This window comes from Cryobacterium sp. Hz7, assembly GCF_004402815.1.
Lineage (GTDB): Bacteria > Actinomycetota > Actinomycetes > Actinomycetales > Microbacteriaceae > Cryobacterium > Cryobacterium sandaracinum.
The window spans coordinates 1-20,680 of record NZ_SOFB01000042.1; the positions used below are offsets into that span (position 1 = coordinate 1).

Genomic DNA, 20,680 nt, shown 5'->3' on the forward strand with positions numbered 1-20,680 from the left:
TATTCCTGCCCCTTGAGTTTCTGTTCCTAGACAGTCAGAAACCTAGACAGGAAGCGGCGTGCGGCCGTTAAGGCGCTCCGAAACACCCACAGATGAAGCAGGAGAGCCAGAATCTCCGTCGAATTCGTTCGGGGCGGAGTGCTGTGCGGCGGTCTCGGACTCAACCGGCTAGGCCGGACCATTCAGGTGGTGACGGATGTCCGCATTCGACACGATATGCACGGTCGGCCCGTCCGCGGCGCGCCTGCCCTCGCCGAGAACGGCCACCGTGCCGACGAGCGCCGTGCCGACGAGCGCCGTGCCGACGAGCGCCGTGCCCACGTACTCGGCACCCATGAGCGCCGCACCCGGGTCGAAGTCGCGAAGCCCAATCGCGTCGACGTCAACGTCGACGTCGGCTCCGCGCCAGGCGTCGAGGCGCGGCGAGCCCCGGCCGCCGCCGCCCGGCAACGAGACGGTCAGGTTGCGCGGGTCCACTCGGAGCCCGTCGCCTGTGCACTTCAGCACCGCCTCCTTCGCGGTCCACAACCGGGCCCGCGCGCGTGCGGTGTCGGCGGCGCCCGCGGCGGCGCCCGCGGCGGCGCCCGCGGTGGGGGCCGACAGCCTGGCCAGGGCAGTGAGCTCCACCTGCCCGAGCGCGACCGCATCGAACCCGGCCCGGGAGACGTCCGCGACGCTCTCGATGTCCACCCCGACCGGGCCGAGGAAGGTCAGGGCGAACGCGACGCACCCGACGGCGCGACTGAGGCTGACGTGCAGCGGGCTGGTCCCCGTCCCGGCCCCGGACGACACCGCCACCAGCGGCCGGCCGTGGTCCCGGCCGCCGCAGTGCGGACAGTATCGCTCGATGCGCACGAGGCGCGAATCAACGCCGAGCGCCCAGGCAGCCGCGGCCGCCAGGAACCGCCGGTCGTCGGCATCCGTGGACCCGCGGGGAGCGACGACGATGAAGACGTCGCCGGCTCGCTCAGGGTTCACGACCCCCAACCTACCTTCCCCGCCGGTGCCCGGTCAGTGCGCGAGCCCGCTCAGCGGGCGGCCCGTCCGGTGCGACACTGGTAGCTGTTAGCTAAGGAGAGCGCGCGTGGCACTGATCGACAACGCTGTATATGTGAAGGGCCGCCGGGCCGCGAACCCGACGACGCTCGACGAGACCTATGAGGTGATGAAGGCCCACCAGGGCTTCGCCTGGATCGGGTTGTACCGGCCCTCACCCGACGAGGTGCGCTCGGTCGCGGCCGAATTCAGCCTGCACCACCTCTCGGTCGAAGACGCGCTGAAGGGCCACCAGCGGGCGAAGCTGGAACGCTTCGACGACATCCTCTTCGTCGTGCTGCGTCCGGCCCGCTATCTCGACCAGGAAGAACGCGTCGAGTTCGGCGAGCTGCACGTTTTCGTGGGCCCGGACTTCGTGGCCACCATTCGCCACGCCGAGTCGCCCGACCTCGCGCAGGTGCGCGAGCGCATGGAAAAGACGCCGGAGCTGCTGGCCCTCGGGCCGGAGGCCGTGCTCTACGCCATCCTCGACCAGATCGTCGACGAGTATGGGCCGGTCGTCGCCGGGTTGGAGAACGACATCGACGAGATCGAGGACCAGCTCTTCGACGGCGATCAGGCCGTCGCCCGGCGCATCTACGACCTCTCCCGGGAGGTCATCGAGTTCCAGCGTGCGACGCAGCCGCTCGTGGGCATGCTGGAGTCGTTGCAGAAGGGCTTCACCACCTACAACGTCCCCGCGGAGCTCAGCCACCACCTGCGTGACGTGCTCGACCACACCCTTCGGGTTGTCGAGCGCGGCGACGCGTTCCGCCAACTCCTCGACAATGCCCTCACTGTGCACAGCACCCTTGTGACCCAGCGCCAGAACGAGGAGACCCGGCGGTTGTCCGAGACCAGCCTCGTCCAGAGCGAAGAGGTCAAGAAGATCTCGAGCTGGGCGGCCATCCTCTTCGCGCCCACGCTCGTGGGCACCATCTACGGCATGAACTTCACCCACATGCCCGAGCTCACCTGGGTGTTCGGCTACCCGTTCGCACTCGCCCTCATGCTCGCGATGGGCGTCGGCCTCTACGGCGTCTTCAAGAAGAACGGATGGCTGTAGCCGGCGCCGGCTGGGCAGCACGCCAGGCATCGACCTCGGCAGTCAGGGCCGCCTTCTCCCCGTTCGTCAGGAACGACGCCTCGATCCCGTTCCGGGCGAGCAGGGCCAGCCGGTCCGGTCCCAGGCCGAACTCCGCATCGACCGCGGCCAGGTTGTCGTCGATGTAGCCGCCGAAGTAGGCCGGGTCGTCGGAGTTGATGCAGGCGAGCAGCCCGCGGTCGAGCATCCGCACGATGGGGTGGTCGGCGAGGGTGTCGATCACGCGCAGTCGCACATTCGAGAACGGGCAGACCGTGAGCGGGATGCGGTCCCGCACAAGCCGGTCAAGCAGCACCTCGTCTTCCAGGCTGCGGATGCCGTGGTCGACGCGTTCCACCCCGAGCAGGTCGAGGGCCTGCCAGACGTAGTCGGGCGGTCCTTCCTCGCCCGCATGCGCCACCAGGCGCAAACCGTTCTCGCGGGCCAGAGCGAAGACCTCGGTGAAGAGCTCCGGGGGATAGCCGACCTCGGCCGAGTCCAGCCCGATGCCATCGATCGGCACCCCACCGGCGAGAATCTCTCGCAGGATCTGCAGGGCCTCGGCGGGTGGACGGTCCCGGAGGAACGTCACGATCAGCTTCGTGCTGATGCTCCACTCGTCGACCGACCGGTCCAGGGCGTCGCGCACCCCCGCCAGGGCGGTGACCAGCGGGACGCCCCGGCTCGTGTGCGCCTGCGGGTCGAAGAAGAGCTCCGCGTGCCGCACCCCGGCCGTGCGGGCGCGTGCCAGGTAGGCGCGGGTCAGGTCGGTGAAGTCGATCCGTTCGCGCAGCACGTCCAGGGCCCGGTAGTAGAGGTTCAGGAACGACTGCAGGTCGGCGAAGTCGTACTGGGCGCGCAGCTCCGCCAACGACGCCCACGGCAGAGTCACCGCGTTCCGCGCGGCCAGCTCGAAGAGCAGCTCCGGTTCGAGGGTTCCCTCGATGTGCAGGTGGAGTTCGACGAGGGGGAGTTTCATTGCACCATTCTCGCCGAGGCGAGCCGAATCGCTGACGGCCGCACGCGCATCCGGAAGCCCCGTTTTGAGACAATTCGGGGCTGAATCCGCGCAATTCCGGGCCGCCTGCCGCGGAATCGGAGGGATTTGGCTTATGGTGTCGAGTGTGTGGCGCCTCGATAAGAAACTAGATGACGACGGCATCCTGACGGAGATTCAGGATGCTCCGCCCACCGACCCGCACGATTCCGCGGCTCCGCACGCGGTCAGCTTGGGCGATCCGTCCCTCACCGTGGGCAATGTGGCCGACCCGGTCTGGCAGCGCTGGCGCGACGAACTCGCCGAAGTGGGCGGGCGTTCCCCGCTGCTGCACTTCAGCGACGGACCCCGCACGCGGATCGAATTGAGCGCCACCCATCCGGGCGGTCTGCCCCAGTTCATCACCGGCAAGACGGCTCTGCTCTCCAACCTGATCCGCGACGAGCTGGCCCTGCGCAACGCGCGGCTGGCGGCCGGCGAGATCACCCAGAAGGGCATCGAACTGCGCTCCATGCGCGGCATCGAATCGGTGCACCTGGCCATCGGCCTCGCCGAGTGGCGCCACAACGATGTGGACTACAGCGCTCCCGTGCTGCTGCGCCCCCTCGCCATCCGCCGCTACGGCCGCGATTTCGAACTCAAGCTCAAGGGCCAGCCGTTCCTCAACCCGGAACTGGCCCGCGCGCTGAAGGACCAGTTCGAGATCGTTCTGGATGCGGATGCGTTCGTGGCGTTGGCCGTCACCAACGGCGCCTTCAAACCGCAGCCCGTGATCGACCGGTTGCGCGGCCTCACCTCGCACCTGCCCTGGTTCAACGTGGTACCGCGCCTCGTGGCCTCCGTGTTCGCCGACGTCGGCCGTGCTCTCGCCGCCGATGCGGCCAACCTGGACCATCCGCTGCTCGACGCGATCGGTGGCAACACCAACGCCCGGCGCGCCATCGAGACCGCGTACAACCCGGTCGTCCCGCTCGGCCAGGATTCCCGGCCACCGGCCACCGACATCCTTCTGCTTGACGCGGACTCCGAGCAGGAGAACGTCGTCGCGCAGATCGCGGCCGGCAACTCGCTCGTCGTGAAAACCCTTCCCGGCACCGGCGGCACGCAGACGATTGTGAACGCGATCGGCTCGCTTATCGCTCAGCACAAGCGCGTGCTCGTCGTCAGCGCCCGCCGTTCCAGCCTCGACGGTATCGCGCACCGCTTGGTGCAGGTCGGGCTGCCCGGGGTCGCCGTGACCCCGCGCACCCTGCGCCGGGACCTGATCCAGGCGATCACCCGCAACGAGAAGGCCACCCAGCCCATGGTCGGCGACGTCGACGACGCGCTTGTGCGCCTGCGCAAGGTGCTACTCGACTACCGGTCGGCGCTCACCCGCCGCGACCCGGCGCTCGGGGTGTCCGTTCTCGACGCCCTCGGAGAGTTGGCACGCCTCGCGCAGCTGCCCTCACCTCCTTCGACCACGGCCAGGCTCGACCGGCGCGCGCTCGAACGCCTGGCGCAGGGTCGGCCGGCCGCCGCCGCCACCCTGATCAAGGCGGCTGCACTCGGTGAATTCCGCTACGGACCGGGCGACTCGCCCTGGTACGGAGCCTCCTTCTCCTCCACCGCGGACGCCTCGGCGGCGCACCAGTTGGCCAAACGGGTCAACCAGATCGAACTCCCACGCCTGCTCGAGCGTGCCGCCGGACTCGTCGGCCAGACCCGACTGCGACCGTTCGAGACCATCGCCGAGCTCGGCGTCTACCTGCGGCTGCTGCTCGACATCCGGGAGACGCTCGACAAGTTCCAGCCGGCCGTCTTCGACCGGTCCCTGACCGAACTGATCTCCGCGACCGCGTCCCGCCGGGAGTCGCCCGAGATGACCGGCGCGAACCGTCGCCGTCTGCGCAAGCTCGCTGTGGAATACCTGCGCCCCGGCGTGCACGTGAGCGACATGAACGAGAGCCTGCGCCGCATCCAGCAGCAGCGCACCCTGTGGCAGCGCTTCGTAGTCGCCGGCGTCACTCCCGAGGTGCCCGTGGGCATCTCGGATGTGCATGTGGCCTACCAGCGCGTCTCGGAAGACCTCGCGAGCCTCGACGTTCCGCTCGGAGCGGCCGGAACCACGCGTCAGCTGTCGAACCGCCCGGTGAAGGAGCTCATCTACACGATCTCCGGCCTGGCCGCCGAGAGCGAGGTACTGGCGAACCTACATGAGCGCACCGCGCTGCTCGCTACCCTGCGCGAACACAATCTCGACCCGCTGATGACCGACCTGGCCCAGCGCCACGTGTCCGAGAGAGACGTCGCCGACGAGCTCGAACTCGCCTGGTGGCAGTCCGTGCTCGAGACCATGCTCAGCGGCGACAAGGCCCTCCTGAACGCCAACACGCAGGTTCTCGACCGGCTCGAGGCCGACTTCCGCCTGGTCGACGAGGCGCACGCCTCGACCACCGGGCAGCTCCTCGCCTGGCTGCTCGCCGAGACCTGGAAGATCGGCGTCGTCGACTGGCCCGAGGAGGCCGACAACCTCAGGCGCCTGCTGCGCGCCGACCGGGCCACCCCCACCCGCCTGCACAAGGCCGCCCCGCACCTGGGTCGCGTGCTCGCCCCGGTCTGGCTGGCCTCGCCCTACGAGGTGGCGGCACTCGCCGACCAGATGAGCTTCGACACCGTCCTGCTCGTCGACGCCGGCGCCACCACTCTGGCCGAGAACGTCGGCGCCATCCGTCGCGGCCGGCAGATCGTCGCGTTCGGCGACCCGGTCACGCAGACACCGTCGTCGTTCGAGACCGGCATCACGGCCGCCGCCGACGACCGCGTCGAGCAAGAGACCAACGTCGACGCCCTGCACGCCGACTCGGCCCTGGCCCGTCTCGGCGAGCTGCTGCCGACCCTCACCCTGACCCGCAGCTACCGCGCTGGCGGCGAAGACCTCGCGGAACTCGTCAACCACCGCTTCTACGGCGGGCGCATCGACTCCCTGCCCTGGGCGGGCAGCTACCTCGGGCACGGCAGCCTCACCATCAACTACGTGGCCGGCGGGCACGGCATGCCCGACGCCGACTCCGGGGCCGTGGAAAGCGTCGACGCCGAGGTGGCCAAGGTCGTCGAACTCGTCATGGACCACGCCGTCAAGCGCCCGAAGGAATCACTCATGGTCATCACGGCCAGCGCGCGGCACTCCGTGCGTGTGCACCAGGCCGTGCTGTCCGCCTTCTCCAAGCGTACCGACCTCTCCGACTTCATCCTGAAAGACCGGGCCGAGCCATTCACTGTGCTCACCCTCGAGCAGGCCGTGGCGCAGAGCCGCGACCGGGTGATCTTCTCCATCGGCTACGGCCGCACCCCGCACGGCCGTCTCCTGACGAACTTCGGTTCGCTCGGTGAACCGGGCGGCGAGCGGCTGCTGGCCATCGGCATGACCCGGGCCCGCCGGGCCATGGACATCGTTTCCTGCTTCCGCCCCTCCGACATCGACGAGGATCGCCAGCGCCACGGCATCCTCGCGCTCTCCCAGGTGCTCAGCGAGACTGAGGCGCGCCGCAACGAGGCCCAAGTTCCCGACGCGAGCGAGGCGATGCTGGTCGACCTGGCCCGCCGCCTGGAACGCCTTGGCCTCACCGTGTCGCTCGGCCACCGCGGCAAGCTGGCCCTCGCCGGCTCGCACGCGGGCCGTGCCGTCGTCGTCGAAACGGATGCCGTCGTCGGCCGGTCGAGCTTGCGCGAGTCCCTGAGGCTCCGCCCCGAAGTGCTGCGCCGCCTCGGCTGGCACTACCTGCGGGTGCACAGCTTCGAACTCTTCAGCAACCCGGACGCGGTGGCCGCCCGCGTGGCGGCACTCGTCGGCCTGTCGGTGCCGCCGGCGGCTGCCGGATCCTCCGCGCATGGCTCGGCCGCGCCTGGTACGACGGGGCGTGGTTCGACGGCGACTGGTTCGACGGCGCCTGGTTCATCCGGTCCGGTGCGCCGACCTGGTGCCTGAGCGCGACGTACCCGAGCGGGATGGTCTCGACAAGCTCGACCACCGGGATAAGGTCGGCCACCGGGACGCATCCGTCGTTCCCCGGCAGTCCGTCGTCAAATCGGCCGGCACGTCCCGGCGTGCTCGGCTGACGCCCGCGCCCGACACCGACCCCGATCCGCACCCACCGGTTCTGCGCGAGGAGGGCGGCATCGTGCCCGCCGATCCCGCCGGACCGGGCACCCGCGGCGTCAACGACGAACGGCTCCGTCAGGACCGCCCGCCGCACTGGTAGCCGAAGGGACGGAGTCGGTGACTGCCGTGGATGAGTGAGGCCGCATCGTCGTGGGCGATGGGCCCGCCGAGCCCGCGTGTGTGTGTGTGTGTGGCTAACTCAGGACATCCGTCGGCCGCATTCACCAGCCGCCGCGGAGTAGTGCGGAACCGGCGCGGATGCCCGACCCGGCCGGAGGGATCTCCTGAGTTGGCCACAACGCCTGCCCGCTGTGCAGCNAGTTGGCCACAACGCCTGCCCGCTGTGCAGCAGCGCTTGTGCCGCTCGGTATCCACCACGCGCTCCGCCCGCGGCCCGAACGAATTCGACGGAGATTCTGCCCGTATCGTCCGGAAACAGGCCGAAATCCCGCTCAAACGTCAGAATCTCCGTCGAATTGGTTCGACCCCGGACACGGCCTTCCGCCTGTACTGAGCAGCGTCAACGGGGGCCGGTCAGAATTGGCTTGCTGGGAGCGATAACCAATCGATGAGGCCTCACTCATCTAGAGCGTGTGCTTCGGACCCTGGTCGAGTGTCGCGCCGGCGGCCAGCAGGTCCCGGATCTCGGTCAGGAGGTCGAGTTCCGTTGTGGGGGCGGCGGCATCGGCGGTGGAGGGAATTCCGGCTGCACGGCGACGCTCCTGCGTGTGCTTGAGGTGGTTGAGCGGCATCACGAAGACGAAATAGACGACGGCCGCGACCAGCAGGAAGTTGATGGCCGCGGCGAGGACGAGACCGAACGACAGGCCGCCCCCGCCGGGAAGGCCGATGACCATTGCCTCCGTCAGGCTCTCCGAGTCGAAGATCGCCGCGATCAGCGGGTTGAAGATGCCCGTGACGATCGCGCTGACCACCCCGGTGAACGCCGCGCCGATGACCACGGCGACAGCAAGCTCAATGACGTTGCCGCGCATGATGAATTCTTTGAAGCCCTGGATCATGGTGATACTCCGGTGAGGTCTCGGCGCCGGGACAGGCGAGTGGTGTGCTGAGGTGCTGAGGTGCTGAGGCGGTGAGGTGCTGGGGGCTAGGAGGCCTTCGCGGCGGACGCGGGCGTGTTGCTGGTGCTGGTGCTTGCGACTTTCGTCGGGCCGGAGCTGTCTTTCGCGGGGGCCGCGGACTTCTCGCTGGAGGAGCCGGAACCGGTGCCGGAGCCGGAATCGCCCGACTTCGCGTCTGAGCTCTTATCTGACTTTTTGTCTGGGGTCTTCGACGAGCGCTCGAGCGAGCGCTTCGCATCCGACCGGGCGTCGTTGCTGTAGAAGCCGGAACCGCTGAAGGTCACGCCGATCGACGAGAAGACCTTGCGCAGCTTGCCTCCACAGGTAGGGCACGTGGTGAGCGAGTTGTCGGTGAATGCTTGCTGGATGTCGAACGCGGTGTCGCACTCGGTGCAGCGGTAGGAATAGGTAGGCACTGGAACTCCGATGGGGGACCGGCCCGTGGGCCGGAATCTCCGATTATGAAATGGCTTTCGTTGAACAGGAAGTAGGGGAGGGCCGATCAGAACGCGATGATGCGCGTGGGGGTGACCAGGCCGTCGACCGGCTGGTCGTGAACCTCGCGGGGCACCTCGTCGACGAATTCGTTGTCGAAGACGACGGCATACACCGGCGGGCACTTCTCCATCGAGCCTAGGGTCTTGTCGTAGTAGCCGCGACCCCAGCCCATGCGCAGGCCGGTCGCATCGACGGCGGCGGCCGGCACGATGATGAGGTCAACGTCGTTGATCGCGATCGGGCCCAGCAGGCTGCCGCCTGCCTCGGGGGCGCCCGAGAGACCCTCGAATTCGGTCTGGTCCTCGCCGACGGTCCAGTCGAGGAGTCCGTCATCGCGGGACACCGGAAACAGCACCCGGATGCCCTGGGCCTCCGCCCAGTTCACGAACGGGCGGGTGTCCGGTTCGTTGCGGGAGGACAGGTAGCAGGAGATGGACCGGGCCGACAGATCCAGAGTGATGCTCTGCAGATTCTGAGTGAATCCGGCCGTCGCGGCCTCCCGCTCGACCGAGGTCAGGTTCTGGCGGCGCTCCCGCAGCTCGGCGCGAAGCGCGCGCTTTCGGTGACCGATAACGGAATCCATATATCTCATCCTAGATGCCGATATCGTAGGGACCATGGGGACACCAATTACCAAAGCCGTCATTCCTGCTGCAGGACTGGGCACTCGTTTTCTTCCGGCCACCAAGGCCATGCCGAAGGAGATGCTGCCGGTCGTCGACAAACCGGCGATCCAGTACGTGGTGGAGGAGGCCGTGGCCGCGGGCCTGACCGACGTGCTGATGGTCACCGGGCGCAACAAGAACGCGCTGGAAAACCACTTCGACCGCATGACCGAACTCGAGGCGATCCTGAAGAAAAAGGGCGACCACAGCCGACTGGAGAAGGTCAACCACGCCACCGACCTGGCCGACATCCACTACGTCCGCCAGGGTGACCCGCTGGGCCTCGGCCACGCGGTGCTGCGAGCCAAGATGCATGTTGGCAACGAACCGTTCGCGGTGCTGCTCGGTGACGACATCATCGACGCGCGCGACCCGCTGTTGTCGAAGATGCTCGCCGAGCAGAGCACGCGCAATACCAGCATCATTGCCCTGATGGAGGTGGAGCCCTCACAGATCCACCTCTACGGGGCGGCCGCGGTCGAGGCCACCGACGATCCCGACGTGGTGCGGGTCACCGGGCTGGTCGAGAAGCCCAGCACCGAGGATGCCCCGTCGAACCTGGCCATCATCGGCCGCTACGTGCTACGCCCCGAGGTCTTCGAGGTGCTCGAGCGCACCCAGCCGGGCAAGGGTAACGAGATCCAGCTCACCGACGCGCTGCAGGAGATGGCGCTGAACCCGGTCACCAGCGGCGGCGTGTACGGGGTCATTTTCCGTGGCCGCCGCTACGACACCGGCGACCGCCTCGACTACATCAAGGCCATTGTGCAGCTTGCCGTCGACCGCGAGGACCTCGGACCGGACCTGCGGCCCTGGTTGCACGAGTTCGTCGCCACTCTCGACTAAAACACGCGCGGTAGATTAAAGGGAACACCATTTCGGCATTGAGTAGACGGGCACACTGTGGCGATCGCAATACCGACGCTTCATGAGGGTCCCGTCACACTGCGACCGATCCGATTGCGCGACGACCGCAACCTCGACCGTTCCCTGATGGAGAACCGGGGCTGGCTGCGCACCTGGGAGGCCACCAGCCCCTATGCGCCGATGTCCTTCGACACCCGCGCCAGCATCCGCAGCCTGCTTGCGCACTCTCGTGCCGGCAGCGGGCTGCCGTTCCTGGTCGAATACCAGGGCGAGCTGGCCGGCCAGCTCAACGTGTCGTCGATCACCTGGGGCTCCCTGTCGTCGGCCACCATCGGCTACTGGGTTGGCGAGGAATTCGCAGGGAAGGCGATCACGCCCACAGCCGTAGCCCTGGCCACCGACTACTGCTTCGGCCAGCTCGGGCTGCACCGCATGGAGATCTGCATCCGACCCGAGAACGTGCCCTCGCTGCGGGTCGTGGAGAAACTCGGCTTCCGCTACGAGGGTCTGCGTCGCCGGTACATTCACATTAACGGCGACTGGCGCGACCATTTTTGCTTCGGGCTGGTGGCCGAAGAGGTGCGCCAGGGCGTGCTGCACCGCTGGCAGTTCGGCCAGGCGCCGGCCGACGCCGCCCGGGTGACGGACGTCGATCGGGCCGCGGCCGCGCATCCGTTGACGGTGAGTGACCGATGAGTGCAAGAATTGCCCGTGACACACCCTCGATAATCATCACCGCATGGCTACGGCCCTCTTACCTTAGAGATTATGAGTAGCGAGATCCTGGGCGGGGGAGTGATGATTGCGGTCGCGGCTGCCCTGTGGGTGACCTACCTCATGCCGACCTGGGCGCGCCGACGCCAGTACCTCACCACCGAGCGCAACGCTGTTCGCTTGCAGCAGACCATGCGCATTCTGGCGGAGACGTCCGAGGTGCCCCAGCAGGTGCGGCTCGAAGCGAATGCCCGAACCGTCCTGACCCAACGCAAGCTGCTGGCCCAGGCCGAAGACGATGCCCGAGCCGAGGCGAAGGCGGTGACGGATGCCGCCGCGTCCGCCCGGCGCTCCGCCGCGGCCCTGGCCGCCACAAACCGCGCCGCTGCCGCCCGAGAGGTCGCTGCCCAGGCTTCCGCAGTGCGTGCCGGCGCAGTGGGCGCCGGGGTCGTGGCCAGATTGCCGGGTCGCGCTCGCGCTCTGCGTCTGCGCCGGGTGCGAGCGCTGACCTCCCTGATCCTGCTCGGGGGCATCCTCTTCTTCGTCTCCGGGGTTCTCGCGGTGGCAGCGGGCGGAGCCTGGACCGCAGTCCTCGCCGGCCTGGCTACGGTCGCGCTCGCTGTCGGGGCGCTATCGCGCCTCGCCCGCACATCTCGCCGCGCCCACCAGCACGCTGCCGCCGCAAATGGCTCAGAGGTCAGCTACCCCTCCGCCCGTGTCGGGCAGGCCTTCGAGTCCGTGCACCTCGAGGAGACGCCGGTCGTCGCTCCGAGCTGGACGCCGCTGCCGCTGCCTCGGCCGATGCACCTGTCGCGCGGATCCGTCGCCCAGGCGGCGATGGCATCCGTGGATGCCGCCGCCGAGCTGCGGAAGGTAGCCGCAGAGGCGGAACTCGCCCGCCGGGCCGCGGCGCTCGAGGTGGCCGTCACCCCGCTCACGCGTGCGGCGCCCGGTCGCGAGAATGCTCCGGCTGTGCCCGCAGCGAGCCGGTTCGCGTCGATGGGGGTCGTCGGAGACACCGCTCCCGGCATGAGCGACCTCGACGACGTGCTGCGCCGTCGCCGCGCCGTCGGCTGACCGAACCCGGGCACATTCGGGCTCTAGCGGGCGGTTCGGCGAAACTCGGTCGCCGCGCGTGATATTCTGCATAAGCGGTTAGGGGCTATGGCGCAGTTGGTAGCGCGTCTCGTTCGCAATGAGAAGGTCAGGAGTTCGAATCTCCTTAGCTCCACCGAGATAGTGACAATCGTCAGTCGCAGGCCCCTGGGAAACCGGGGGCCTTCTTCTTTCTGTCTTCGTCTTCAGGCCGACGAGCCATTCCGTCGCCGAACTCGGAGATTTCGGTTCATGCGGCGTGGTGCGCCGGGGTGAACAGCGTGTCGCAAAAATCTCCGAAATGGGAGTTTCTGATCCAAGCCGAGTTCACGTGCCGACCTGCGCCGGCCTCAGTCGCCGAGCGCCGATCGGCCGACGAACGTCTCCATCTTGAGCACGGTCGTGCCCTCCACGTCGGTTGTGGACAGCGCCACGCGCACAGCACCGAGCTCGGCCAGGGAGGAAACGTGGGTGCCGCCGCAGGGGATGCGCACGTCGTGTGCCGGCAGCTCACAGACCCAGTACCGGCGGTCGGTCAGCAGTGGGCCGTCCCGGTCGATGCGCACGCTCGCGTCCGTAGCCACCCACCCGGCGAGAGAGGTGTTCAGCATCGATTCGATCTCGGCCAGTTGGTCGGCCAGTTCCTCCGTGACGAAGCCCTTGCGGCGCAGGGATTTGCCGAGCCGGTAGGTGTCCACGGATTCGTTCTCGCCGATGAGGGACACGTCGATCGCGGTGCCGTCGAAGTCGGGGCTGCCGAGAGCGTCGGTGCGCACGTCCTTCTTCCACCGGTTTGCGAGAGCCAGGTTGAGGGCGAGGGAGGCAAGGTGGCACGCGGTGTGGCCCGCGGACATCCGTCGCCGGTAGCCGGTGTCAACGACGGCGTCGACCGGCTGCCCCTCGATCAGGGCGGCATGGGGCTGCACGATGTGGGCCACGACGAACGCCCAGCCGGGCGTTCCCTTCGGCACCGGGATGTCCCGGCCGAGATGCAGCGCCGACCCGTCCGTTGCTCCGACGACGCAGTCCAGCACCGGCAGCTCGATTCCCTGGGCGCGCAGCACGGCCCGGTCGGGACCCTGGTCGGGCCAACCCGCGTCAACCGGGTGCACGGGGGTGGTGTCGAGGAGCACGGCGAGCAGTCCGGTCGGGAGCGGCTCGACGTGCAGCACCGTCGCGGTGCTCTCGGTCTGCCCGGCCGGGTAGCTCACTTGGGTGTCCATGGTGGGAAGGGTCATCGGCAGGTCCTTTCGGAACATAAAAGGGTGTTGCCGCGGCTAGCGCGGCAACACCCTGAGTTTAATCGTGGAGCAGGCGCTAGGCCTTGCGCGCCTTCTCGGTCGTCTCGTTCGCCTTGGCATGCTTGTCGGCACGCTTCTCCTTCAAGGACTTGCCGGCAACCTTTTTGGATGCGTCCTTCTTGGGTGATTTGTCAGCCATGTGTACTCCTTCGAACCGAGCCCCAGCGGCACCGTGACTTCGACCCTACGCGGGTTGCCGCGAAACGGCACCTTCCCGCTCGCACCGGCACCCGGGCCTGTGCAACTTGCGCGCCCGGCCGTAGGCTGAGACCGACGCGCCCCGCCAGAGAGGCAGACGTCTCCACCCGGAGAAAGGGATCCAAATATGAGCGACACGACCACCTACGAGGCCATTTTCTACGGACCCAATGTGATCGCCGCCGGCACGCCCCGGAAACTCGAGTACGTGAACGGCGAGTACCAGCAGGAGGTCGTGCTCGAGGAGACGGAAGACGGCTCAACCGTGCGCCGCAGTTTCCGGATCGGCCACGAAACCGAGGAACCGATCCCTTACCGCTTCGTTGAGGAGGATACCGAAGACCCGCAGGGCGAAGCGGATATTCCCAACTAGCCGGGACCGCTTGATTCGTCCACCGGGTCAGATCCGGGTGCCGGGGCCGCGGCCGAGCCGAACGGGCAAAGCCATCAGCGGCCCCACGAAGCGGCGCTGCAGCCTGCGCGCCGGACCCCAGACGAACTGCACCACGTACTGGGCGAGGATGGCGCCCGCCGCCAGCGCGGCGGCCACGGCACCTGCGGTCAGCATGCTGAGCAGGCCGTCGATGTTGCCGTCGGACAGCTGCAGCAGGCCGCGGAACAGGATCAGCCCCGGAACGAGGGGGACGAGCGCGGAAACGACGATCACCAGCGGGGGAGTGCGCACGATCCGGGCCGCGATCGCGGCCAGCAGACCGACACCCATTGCGCTGAGAGCCGACGACCAGACCAGGCCGAAGCCGGCGCTCGCCCCACCCAGATAGAGCAGCTCGGCGACGGCGCCGAGCAGGCAGACCACCCAGAACGCCCGCCACGGCACCTGCACGGCGAGGCCGAAACCGGCGACGATGACCATGGCGGCGGCGAGCATCACGGGCAAGTCGGCCAGAGTCGGCGTGAGGTTGGCATCGACGCGCAATTGGAACCCGAAGCGGGCCACCAGCAGTGACGCCCCGGCCACGCCGGTGACCAGGCCGCCCGTGATCAACAGGGCCTCCATCATCCGTGCCGTGCCGGTCAGGTAGAAGCCCGACAGTGTGTCGTGGACCGCGCCGAAGGTGGTGACGCCGGCCAGGAGCATGATGATGGTCGCGATGACGACCAGGGACGGATTCGCCGAGGTGTCGATGAGTGCGACGATCGCGGCGACAATCGGCCCGATCGCCCCGCCCACCACGTTTTGGTAGAAGACGGGAACCTGCCGGCGGTCGAGCGAGGTCGTGATCAGGTCGATGAAGAAGGTGGCGACGAAGGCGGCGACGCAGACGACCAGGCCGCCGCCGATGAGCACGGCGGCCCCGGCTCCGACGAGGCTCCAGCCCAGCCGGCGGTACAGGGCCGGTACCTGCGGCTTGGCGCTGACAATGGTGGCCAGACGTTTGCGGGCATCGGCGACATCCGGCGGCGAGTCGAGGATCTCGGCGATCAGCTCGGAGGTGGCCGCGAGCTTGCTGTAGTTGAGCGAACGGTACTTGACGTTGCGGCTCCGGGTGATGGACTCGTGCGTGGCCGGGTCCTCGTGGGTGAGCGCGATGATCGTGTGCGTGACGTTGGCCTCGGTTCCCCTCAGCCCGTAGGCGCGGGTGATGGCTTCCATGGCGGCCGTGGCGTCTTCGGCTCCGGCGCCAGCCGCGAAGATGACCTCCGCGAGCCGCATGGTGAGGTCGAGGACCGAGCGGGTGTAGGCGGCGCTGTCGAAGACGTTGATCGCGCGGGTGACATCAGACATCGAGCGGACCCAGCCAGGCGGCAGCCACGGTGGCGTGCGCCGATTCGGCGTCGGACGGGTGGAAGAGCCCGGCAAGAACGTCGCGGTACAGTCGCCCGAGCTCGTTCCCGGCAAAGTACGACGAGCCGCCGCTGACCCGCAGCGCCTGGTCGACGACCAGGCGCGCGGTCTCGGTGGCGCGATACTTCAGGCCCGACAGGAGCGGGAACCACCGCGGGCCGTGGTCGGCCTGAGTGGCGAGATCGTGGGCGAGGGCGTCGAGCTGGGGGTACAGGCCATCCATCATCATCGCGGCCTCCGCGACGCGCCAACGGATGTCCGGGTCCTGCGCCAGGGTTCGGCCGTCGTGCTTGAGCGACGTGCGCCGCTTCGCCGCCAGCACGGCCAGCTCGACCGCGCGCCGGCCGATGCCGGTGTACACGGCCGCCAGCAGGATCTCGAAATTGGCGAAGATCGCAAAGATCAGCGGGTCAGGGTTCGGCCCGGGATCCAGCCGCCGGAAGACCTGCTCCGGGCGGGCGGATGCGCCGGTGAGCACCGTGCTGCGGCTCTGGCTGGCTCGCATGCCCAGGGTGTCCCAGTCATTCTTCTGACTGACGCCCGGGTCGCCCCGATCGATGAACGCCCAGACGATTTTCGGGCCGTCAACGGAGTCCCGGTCGATCCCCATGGTGCCGAGCCGGGTCCAGGCCGGGGAGAGCGTGGTGAAAATCTTGGTGCCGGTGAATCGGTAGCCGCCGTCTGGCTGTGGGGTGGCCGTCGTGATCGAATCGGAGAGCACGAGGTCGTTGCCCGGCTCGCTCACGCCGAAGCCGAAGATCTCGCCCGCGGCGGCGCCGTGCAGCACGCAAGCGAGGCTGTCGTCGCCGCGCTGATGCAGCGTGAGAGCCACGCCCGTCCAGACGAGGTGCATGTTGACGGCGAGGGCCGTGGCCGGGGCGTGGGCGGCGAGCCGGATCTGGTCGTCGGCGACCTGCTGCACGCTGCGCCCGAGGCCACCATGGGAGACAGGCACGAGCGAGCGGAGGTAACCGCAGGCGATCAGGTCGGCCAGATCGTCGGCGGGGAACGTATTTTCCCGGTCATGCTTCGCGGCACGAGAACGGATGCGTTCGAGCAGCTCGTCACCGAGCGGGGAGAGTTCGGTAGACGTGTACACCAAATAAGTTTACGCAGGCGTGCGCCGCTTGCGTGCCAACCGGATCACCAGGTAGACGATTGCTGCGACCAGGCCGAGAGCGAGCAGCCAGGGCAGCGCGAAGCCGATGGCCACGATCGCGGTACCGAGGGCTGTCAGGAGGGCGTTCCAGCCGGCCGCGATGGCATCCCAGAAGTCGTCCGGGGTGCCGGGATCCACTGTGCCGGTCGAGTACAGGTCGAGCGTGATGGTCGAGAAATCAACCTGATCGGACAGGTAGTCCCGCTGCGCCTGCAACCCCTCGAGCTCGCTCTGCCGCTCGGCCAGCGCGTTCTCGACGGCGATCAGGTCGGTCGTGTTCGTGGCGCTCGTCATCAGGGCGAGTAACCGGTCGACCGAGGTCTGCAGCGAGGTGATCCGGGCATCGAGGTCCTGGGTCTGCTGGGTGATGTCCGAGGCATTGAGTGACACGAAGTTGACGGTGCCGAGCTGCTTCAGCTCCGCCAGCGTGCGGTCGAGCTCATCCGAGGGGATGCGCAGGGTGAGGTTCGCGCTCGCCGGCTGGTTGCCGGTGGCGGGGTTCTCGGTGCGGCTGTCGATCCGACCACCGGCCTGCTCGGTGATGGTGACGGCATCCTGCACGGATGCGATCGGGTCCTTCACGGTGATCGACACCATCCCGGTGGTGATCACGTCGCGCTGGCTGGAGGCGATCTCGCCCGTGCTGCCGTCCGGGAAGGTGCGCGAGTCGAGAGACTCGCCGGGTTCGGCGCCGGGTGTGACGGTCCCCGGATTGACGACGCCCGGTTCGGCGAGGCCCGGGGACGTGGCGGGGCCGCCGGAGTCGGTGGAAGCGCCGGGCACGGAGCATCCGGCCAGTAGCAGTGCACTCAGGAGTACCGCGGCGATCGCGGGCAAACGCTTCATGGCCCCACTGTACGACCGCTGTCGCCGGCTCTGGATCACAATCGAGTCTCGGCATGCGGCGCGCGCTTCGCGTGCATGCGCCGCCTACACCGGTCGCTGAATGGATCGGGGACGCCGTTCACGGCGATACTGGAACCATGACCTGGTGGGCGACCCTCTGCGAACGGCTCGGCTGGACACGCCCGCCGCTGCTGCACATCGCAATCGATGAGGGAACCGGTCCGGTCGTGATTCTCGTGCACGGCATCGCCTCCTCCTCGGAAACGTTCCGGGAACTGGTGCCACTGCTTGTGCCCAGGCACCGGGTCATCGCCGTCGACATCCTGGGTTTCGGCGAATCACCGATCCCCGAAGGGTGCGAGTATCGGCTCGAGGACCACGTCGAGGCCCTGGCCACCACGATCCGGTCGCTGAAGCTCCGCGAGCCGTTCATCCTGGTGGGCCACTCCCTCGGCAGCCTGATCGCGGCCCGGCTGGCGGCGATGCCCCGCACCCGCGCGTCCCGTCGAACCCAGGTGTCCCGGGTGGTGCTCGTGGGGCCGCCGGTCTATCTGTCGCCGACCGACATCGGTGAACGCTGGGTGCGGGCCCGGGTGAACGCCTACCTGCGCGCCTACGATTTCCTGCGGCTGAACAAGGAGTTCACTCTCGCGAACGCGGCCATCATCGCACGGCTGCTGCCGAAGGGCATCTTCGAGCTGACGGAGCGCAACTGGACCCCGTTCGTGAAATCGCTGGAGCACTGCATCGAATCGCAGACCGTGGTCAGCGACATCGCGGCCGTGCGAGTGCCGGTCGACGTGGTCTACGGTGTGCTGGACGCCTTCATCGCGGCCGGCTCCATGACGGTGATCGAACGGATGCGCCACGTCACCATGCACCGCGTCGAAGCGAACGACCACCTCATCCGGCCGCGGCTCGCCCGGGCACTGGCCCGGGTCATCGACGCGGACGACAGGGTCGGGGCCGGGGCCTGGTCCGCGGCTGCTGCCTCGTCGGTCACTGCTTCCACTTTGACTTCCGTGGCTAGGCTGGAGACATGGACACACGAACCCTCGGAAAAACCGGCCGAATCGTCTCCGTGATCGGGTTGGGCACCTGGCAGCTGGGAGCGGACTGGGGTGACGTGTCGGAGGCCGACGCGACCGCGGTGCTCGCGGCATCCGTCGACGCCGGCGTCACCTTCTTCGACACCGCCGACGTCTACGGTGACGGCCGCAGCGAGCAGATCATCGGTCGATTCCTGGCCGGCAGCGCCGCCGCAGCCGGCATCACCGTGGCCACCAAGATGGGCCGACGGGTCGACCAGCTGGCCGAGAACTATACGCTCGCCAACTTCCGGGCCTGGACCGACCGGTCCCGCACGAACCTCGGCATGGACACCCTGCACCTCGTGCAGCTGCACTGCCCGCCGAGCGACGTGATCGAATCCGACGAGGTCTACGACGCGCTCGACACACTCGTCGCCGAGGGAGCCATCGCCGGCTACGGGGTGAGCGTCGAGACCTGCGACCAGGCTCTCGCAGCCATCGAACGGCCCGGCCTGGCCAGCGTGCAGATCATCCTGAATGCGTTCAGGCTGAAGCCGCTCGAGGCCGTCGTGCCGGCCGCGCGCGCCGCCGGTGTGGGCATCATCGCCCGCGTTCCGTTGGCGAGCGGCCTGCTGACCGGAAAGTACACCCGGGAGACAACCTTCGCGGCGAACGACCACCGCAACTACAACCGCGACGGCAGCGCCTTCGACGTCGGCGAGACCTTCTCCGGTGTGGACTATGAGACCGGCCTGGCAGCCGCCGCGGAGTTCGCGGCGCTCGTGGGCTCCCTGACCGAGGAGCTCACGCCCGCGCAGGCCGCGCTGGCCTGGGTGGCCCAGATTGACGGCATCAGCTCGGTCATCCCCGGGGCCCGATCGGTGCAGCAGGCTCGCGGCAACGCCGCTGCCGGTTCGGTCGCCCCGCTCAGCCTCGGGCTCAACGAGGGCGTGCAGGATATCTACGACCGGATGCTGCGCGAGCAGATCCACCGCCGCTGGTAGCACCTGTCCGGTCGGGAGTGCCCGTTCCGCGGGTCGCTCTCGACCGGAACGGGGACTCTCGCGTGGACCTGTGGGGGCGGCATTGTCGCAAGGCACTGCGGCTCCGGCGAACCAATTCGACGGAGATTTTTGGGTTGAAGCCGGTTTCCGGCTTGTTTGGGCGGGATTCGGTCGAAATCTCCGTCGAATTCGTCAGGGGTGCGGGGAGGGGCGCGGGAGAGTGGCGCGGGGCCCTCAGCGCGACCCGCGGGCACCGATCCGGGTCGAGCCGAGATTCAGTCCAGGTCGTCGGGATCTCTGCCGGTGCGCTGGCCGGCGTCGATGGCGGCGATGGCGGCATGGTCGCCGGCGTCGAGTGTGAAGTCGAAGACGTCGAAGTTTTCCCGGATGCGCACCGGTGTCACCGACTTCGGAATCACCACATTGCCCAGCTCGAGGTGCCAGCGGATGACCACCTGTGCGGCCGTCTTGCCGTGCCGGGCGCCGATGGCGTCGAGGGTCTCGTTGCCGATCGCGCGGCCGCGGGCCAACGGCGACCAGGCCTCGGTGAGGATGCCGTGGGCCGCGTCGTACTCGCGCACGGTGGACTGCTGCAGCCACGGGTGCAGCTCCACCTGGTTGAGGACCGGAACGACATCCGTTTCGGCCAGGAGACGGTCCAGGTGGTGCGGCTGGAAATTGGACACCCCGATCGACCGGGCGCGACCTGAGGCGCGCAGCGTCTCGAGGGCGCGCCAGGTGTCGACGAAGAGGTCCTGGCGGGGTGCGGGCCAGTGGATCAGAAAGAGGTCGACGTAGTCGAAGCCGAGTTTGCCGAGGCTCACGTCGAAGGCGCGCAGGGTCTTGTCGTAGCCGTGCTGGTCGTTCCAGACCTTCGTGGTGACGAACACGTCCTCACGGGGCAGGCCGGAGCGGGCGATACCCTGGCCGACGCCGGTCTCGTTGTCGTAGAGCGCCGCGGTGTCGATGTGGCGGTAACCGGCCTCCAGGGCGACCTGCACAGCGTCGGCCGCCGCGGCATCCGCGATCTTGTACACGCCGAGCCCGAGCTGGGGGATACCGTGTCCGTCATGCAGGGGAAGTAACGGTGAGAGCGTCATTCCCCCATCTAACCTCGTCCCACTGCGCCGAGGCGTGAAACGACACGATTGAGGGG

At 68.2% G+C, this 20,680-nt stretch carries 20 protein-coding genes and 1 tRNA gene; 10 read left to right on the forward strand and 11 right to left on the reverse strand.

Features of this window, described 5'->3' with window-relative positions:
• Window positions 1-168: 168 nt before the first annotated feature.
• The gene (locus E3N86_RS09005; protein ID WP_166785064.1) at window positions 169-978 is read right to left on the reverse strand and encodes a 4'-phosphopantetheinyl transferase superfamily protein; all 810 of its coding nucleotides are present in this window, start codon (window positions 976-978) and stop codon (window positions 169-171) included.
• A gap of 106 nt (window positions 979-1,084) precedes the next feature.
• Between E3N86_RS09005 and E3N86_RS09010 the strand changes: the two genes are divergently transcribed.
• On the forward strand, window positions 1,085-2,101 hold the full coding sequence (locus tag E3N86_RS09010) for a magnesium and cobalt transport protein CorA (protein WP_134511802.1): 1,017 nt from the start codon (window positions 1,085-1,087) through the stop codon (window positions 2,099-2,101).
• On the opposite strand, the gene E3N86_RS09015 is transcribed toward E3N86_RS09010, so the two are convergent.
• The gene (locus E3N86_RS09015; protein ID WP_134342416.1) at window positions 2,079-3,098 is read right to left on the reverse strand and encodes an adenosine deaminase; all 1,020 of its coding nucleotides are present in this window, start codon (window positions 3,096-3,098) and stop codon (window positions 2,079-2,081) included. The two genes, E3N86_RS09010 and E3N86_RS09015, sit on opposite strands and share 23 nt — an antisense overlap.
• Window positions 3,099-3,231: 133 nt before the next feature.
• Between E3N86_RS09015 and E3N86_RS09020 the strand changes: the two genes are divergently transcribed.
• Both E3N86_RS09020 and E3N86_RS09025 read left to right on the forward strand, forming a co-directional pair.
• Window positions 3,232-7,083 (forward strand): AAA family ATPase, encoded by a 3,852-nt coding sequence (locus E3N86_RS09020; RefSeq protein WP_241980672.1) that lies wholly within the window; start codon window positions 3,232-3,234, stop codon window positions 7,081-7,083.
• Window positions 7,076-7,357, forward strand: a complete 282-nt coding sequence (locus E3N86_RS09025) for a hypothetical protein (RefSeq protein WP_104099579.1) — start codon at window positions 7,076-7,078, stop codon at window positions 7,355-7,357. Before E3N86_RS09020 ends, E3N86_RS09025 begins: the two co-directional genes overlap by 8 nt.
• Window positions 7,358-7,841: 484 nt before the next feature.
• Here E3N86_RS09025 and mscL read toward each other — a convergent pair whose 3' ends face one another.
• From mscL to E3N86_RS09040, 3 genes are all read right to left on the reverse strand, one after another.
• On the reverse strand, window positions 7,842-8,279 hold the full coding sequence (gene mscL / locus E3N86_RS09030) for a large conductance mechanosensitive channel protein MscL (protein ID WP_104099578.1): 438 nt from the start codon (window positions 8,277-8,279) through the stop codon (window positions 7,842-7,844).
• Between the two features lie 86 nt (window positions 8,280-8,365).
• Window positions 8,366-8,755 carry an FmdB family zinc ribbon protein gene (locus E3N86_RS09035; protein WP_104193714.1) on the reverse strand — a complete coding sequence of 130 codons (390 nt, stop codon included), beginning with the start codon at window positions 8,753-8,755 and terminating at the stop codon, window positions 8,366-8,368.
• Window positions 8,756-8,841: 86 nt separating this feature from the next.
• Window positions 8,842-9,420: a 5-formyltetrahydrofolate cyclo-ligase gene (locus E3N86_RS09040; protein WP_104099576.1), complete on the reverse strand. Its 579-nt coding sequence runs from the start codon at window positions 9,418-9,420 to the stop codon at window positions 8,842-8,844.
• 34 nt (window positions 9,421-9,454) lie between these two features.
• Between E3N86_RS09040 and galU the strand changes: the two genes are divergently transcribed.
• The 4 genes from galU (at window position 9,455) to E3N86_RS09060 (ending at window position 12,314) form a co-directional block, all read left to right on the forward strand.
• Complete coding sequence (galU, locus tag E3N86_RS09045) at window positions 9,455-10,348, forward strand: UTP--glucose-1-phosphate uridylyltransferase GalU (RefSeq protein ID WP_104099575.1); 894 nt, start codon at window positions 9,455-9,457, stop codon at window positions 10,346-10,348.
• A gap of 57 nt (window positions 10,349-10,405) precedes the next feature.
• Window positions 10,406-11,065, forward strand: coding sequence for a GNAT family N-acetyltransferase (locus E3N86_RS09050; protein ID WP_104099574.1), 660 nt, complete (start codon window positions 10,406-10,408; stop codon window positions 11,063-11,065).
• Window positions 11,066-11,137: 72 nt separating this feature from the next.
• Window positions 11,138-12,160 carry a hypothetical protein gene (locus E3N86_RS09055; protein ID WP_104099573.1) on the forward strand — a complete coding sequence of 341 codons (1,023 nt, stop codon included), beginning with the start codon at window positions 11,138-11,140 and terminating at the stop codon, window positions 12,158-12,160.
• 81 nt (window positions 12,161-12,241) lie between these two features.
• Window positions 12,242-12,314 (forward strand) — tRNA-Ala (locus tag E3N86_RS09060).
• 214 nt (window positions 12,315-12,528) lie between these two features.
• On the opposite strand, the gene E3N86_RS09065 is transcribed toward E3N86_RS09060, so the two are convergent.
• A complete protein-coding gene (locus tag E3N86_RS09065) occupies window positions 12,529-13,416 on the reverse strand; it encodes a metal-dependent hydrolase (RefSeq protein ID WP_134511803.1) in 888 nt (295 codons plus the stop codon).
• A 79-nt stretch (window positions 13,417-13,495) separates the two neighbouring features.
• Window positions 13,496-13,618, reverse strand: a complete 123-nt coding sequence (locus tag E3N86_RS17640) for a hypothetical protein (protein ID WP_255408599.1) — start codon at window positions 13,616-13,618, stop codon at window positions 13,496-13,498.
• A gap of 186 nt (window positions 13,619-13,804) precedes the next feature.
• On the opposite strand from E3N86_RS17640, the gene E3N86_RS09070 reads away from it, so the two are divergent.
• A complete protein-coding gene (locus E3N86_RS09070; protein ID WP_104099571.1) occupies window positions 13,805-14,050 on the forward strand; it encodes a hypothetical protein in 246 nt (81 codons plus the stop codon).
• Window positions 14,051-14,077: 27 nt separating this feature from the next.
• Here E3N86_RS09070 and E3N86_RS09075 read toward each other — a convergent pair whose 3' ends face one another.
• From E3N86_RS09075 to E3N86_RS09085, 3 genes are read right to left on the reverse strand one after another with little or no spacing between them, the layout of a single operon-like run.
• A complete protein-coding gene (locus E3N86_RS09075; protein WP_104099570.1) occupies window positions 14,078-15,424 on the reverse strand; it encodes a threonine/serine exporter ThrE family protein in 1,347 nt (448 codons plus the stop codon).
• The gene (locus E3N86_RS09080) at window positions 15,417-16,583 is read right to left on the reverse strand and encodes an acyl-CoA dehydrogenase family protein (protein WP_174721922.1); all 1,167 of its coding nucleotides are present in this window, start codon (window positions 16,581-16,583) and stop codon (window positions 15,417-15,419) included. Before E3N86_RS09080 ends, E3N86_RS09075 begins: the two co-directional genes overlap by 8 nt.
• A gap of 9 nt (window positions 16,584-16,592) precedes the next feature.
• Window positions 16,593-17,489, reverse strand: coding sequence for a DUF4349 domain-containing protein (locus tag E3N86_RS09085; RefSeq protein WP_104099568.1), 897 nt, complete (start codon window positions 17,487-17,489; stop codon window positions 16,593-16,595).
• Window positions 17,490-17,626: 137 nt separating this feature from the next.
• On the opposite strand from E3N86_RS09085, the gene E3N86_RS09090 reads away from it, so the two are divergent.
• Together E3N86_RS09090 and E3N86_RS09095 are read left to right on the forward strand one after the other, a co-directional pair.
• Window positions 17,627-18,574 (forward strand): alpha/beta fold hydrolase, encoded by a 948-nt coding sequence (locus tag E3N86_RS09090; RefSeq protein WP_134416778.1) that lies wholly within the window; start codon window positions 17,627-17,629, stop codon window positions 18,572-18,574.
• Complete coding sequence (locus E3N86_RS09095; RefSeq protein WP_104099566.1) at window positions 18,529-19,524, forward strand: aldo/keto reductase; 996 nt, start codon at window positions 18,529-18,531, stop codon at window positions 19,522-19,524. Before E3N86_RS09090 ends, E3N86_RS09095 begins: the two co-directional genes overlap by 46 nt.
• 275 nt (window positions 19,525-19,799) lie before the next feature.
• Here the strand turns inward: E3N86_RS09095 and E3N86_RS09100 are convergent, their stop codons facing one another.
• Entirely contained in the window at window positions 19,800-20,624 is an 825-nt protein-coding gene (locus tag E3N86_RS09100) for an aldo/keto reductase (RefSeq protein WP_134373052.1), read from the reverse strand.
• Between the last annotated feature and the right edge of the window lie 56 nt (window positions 20,625-20,680).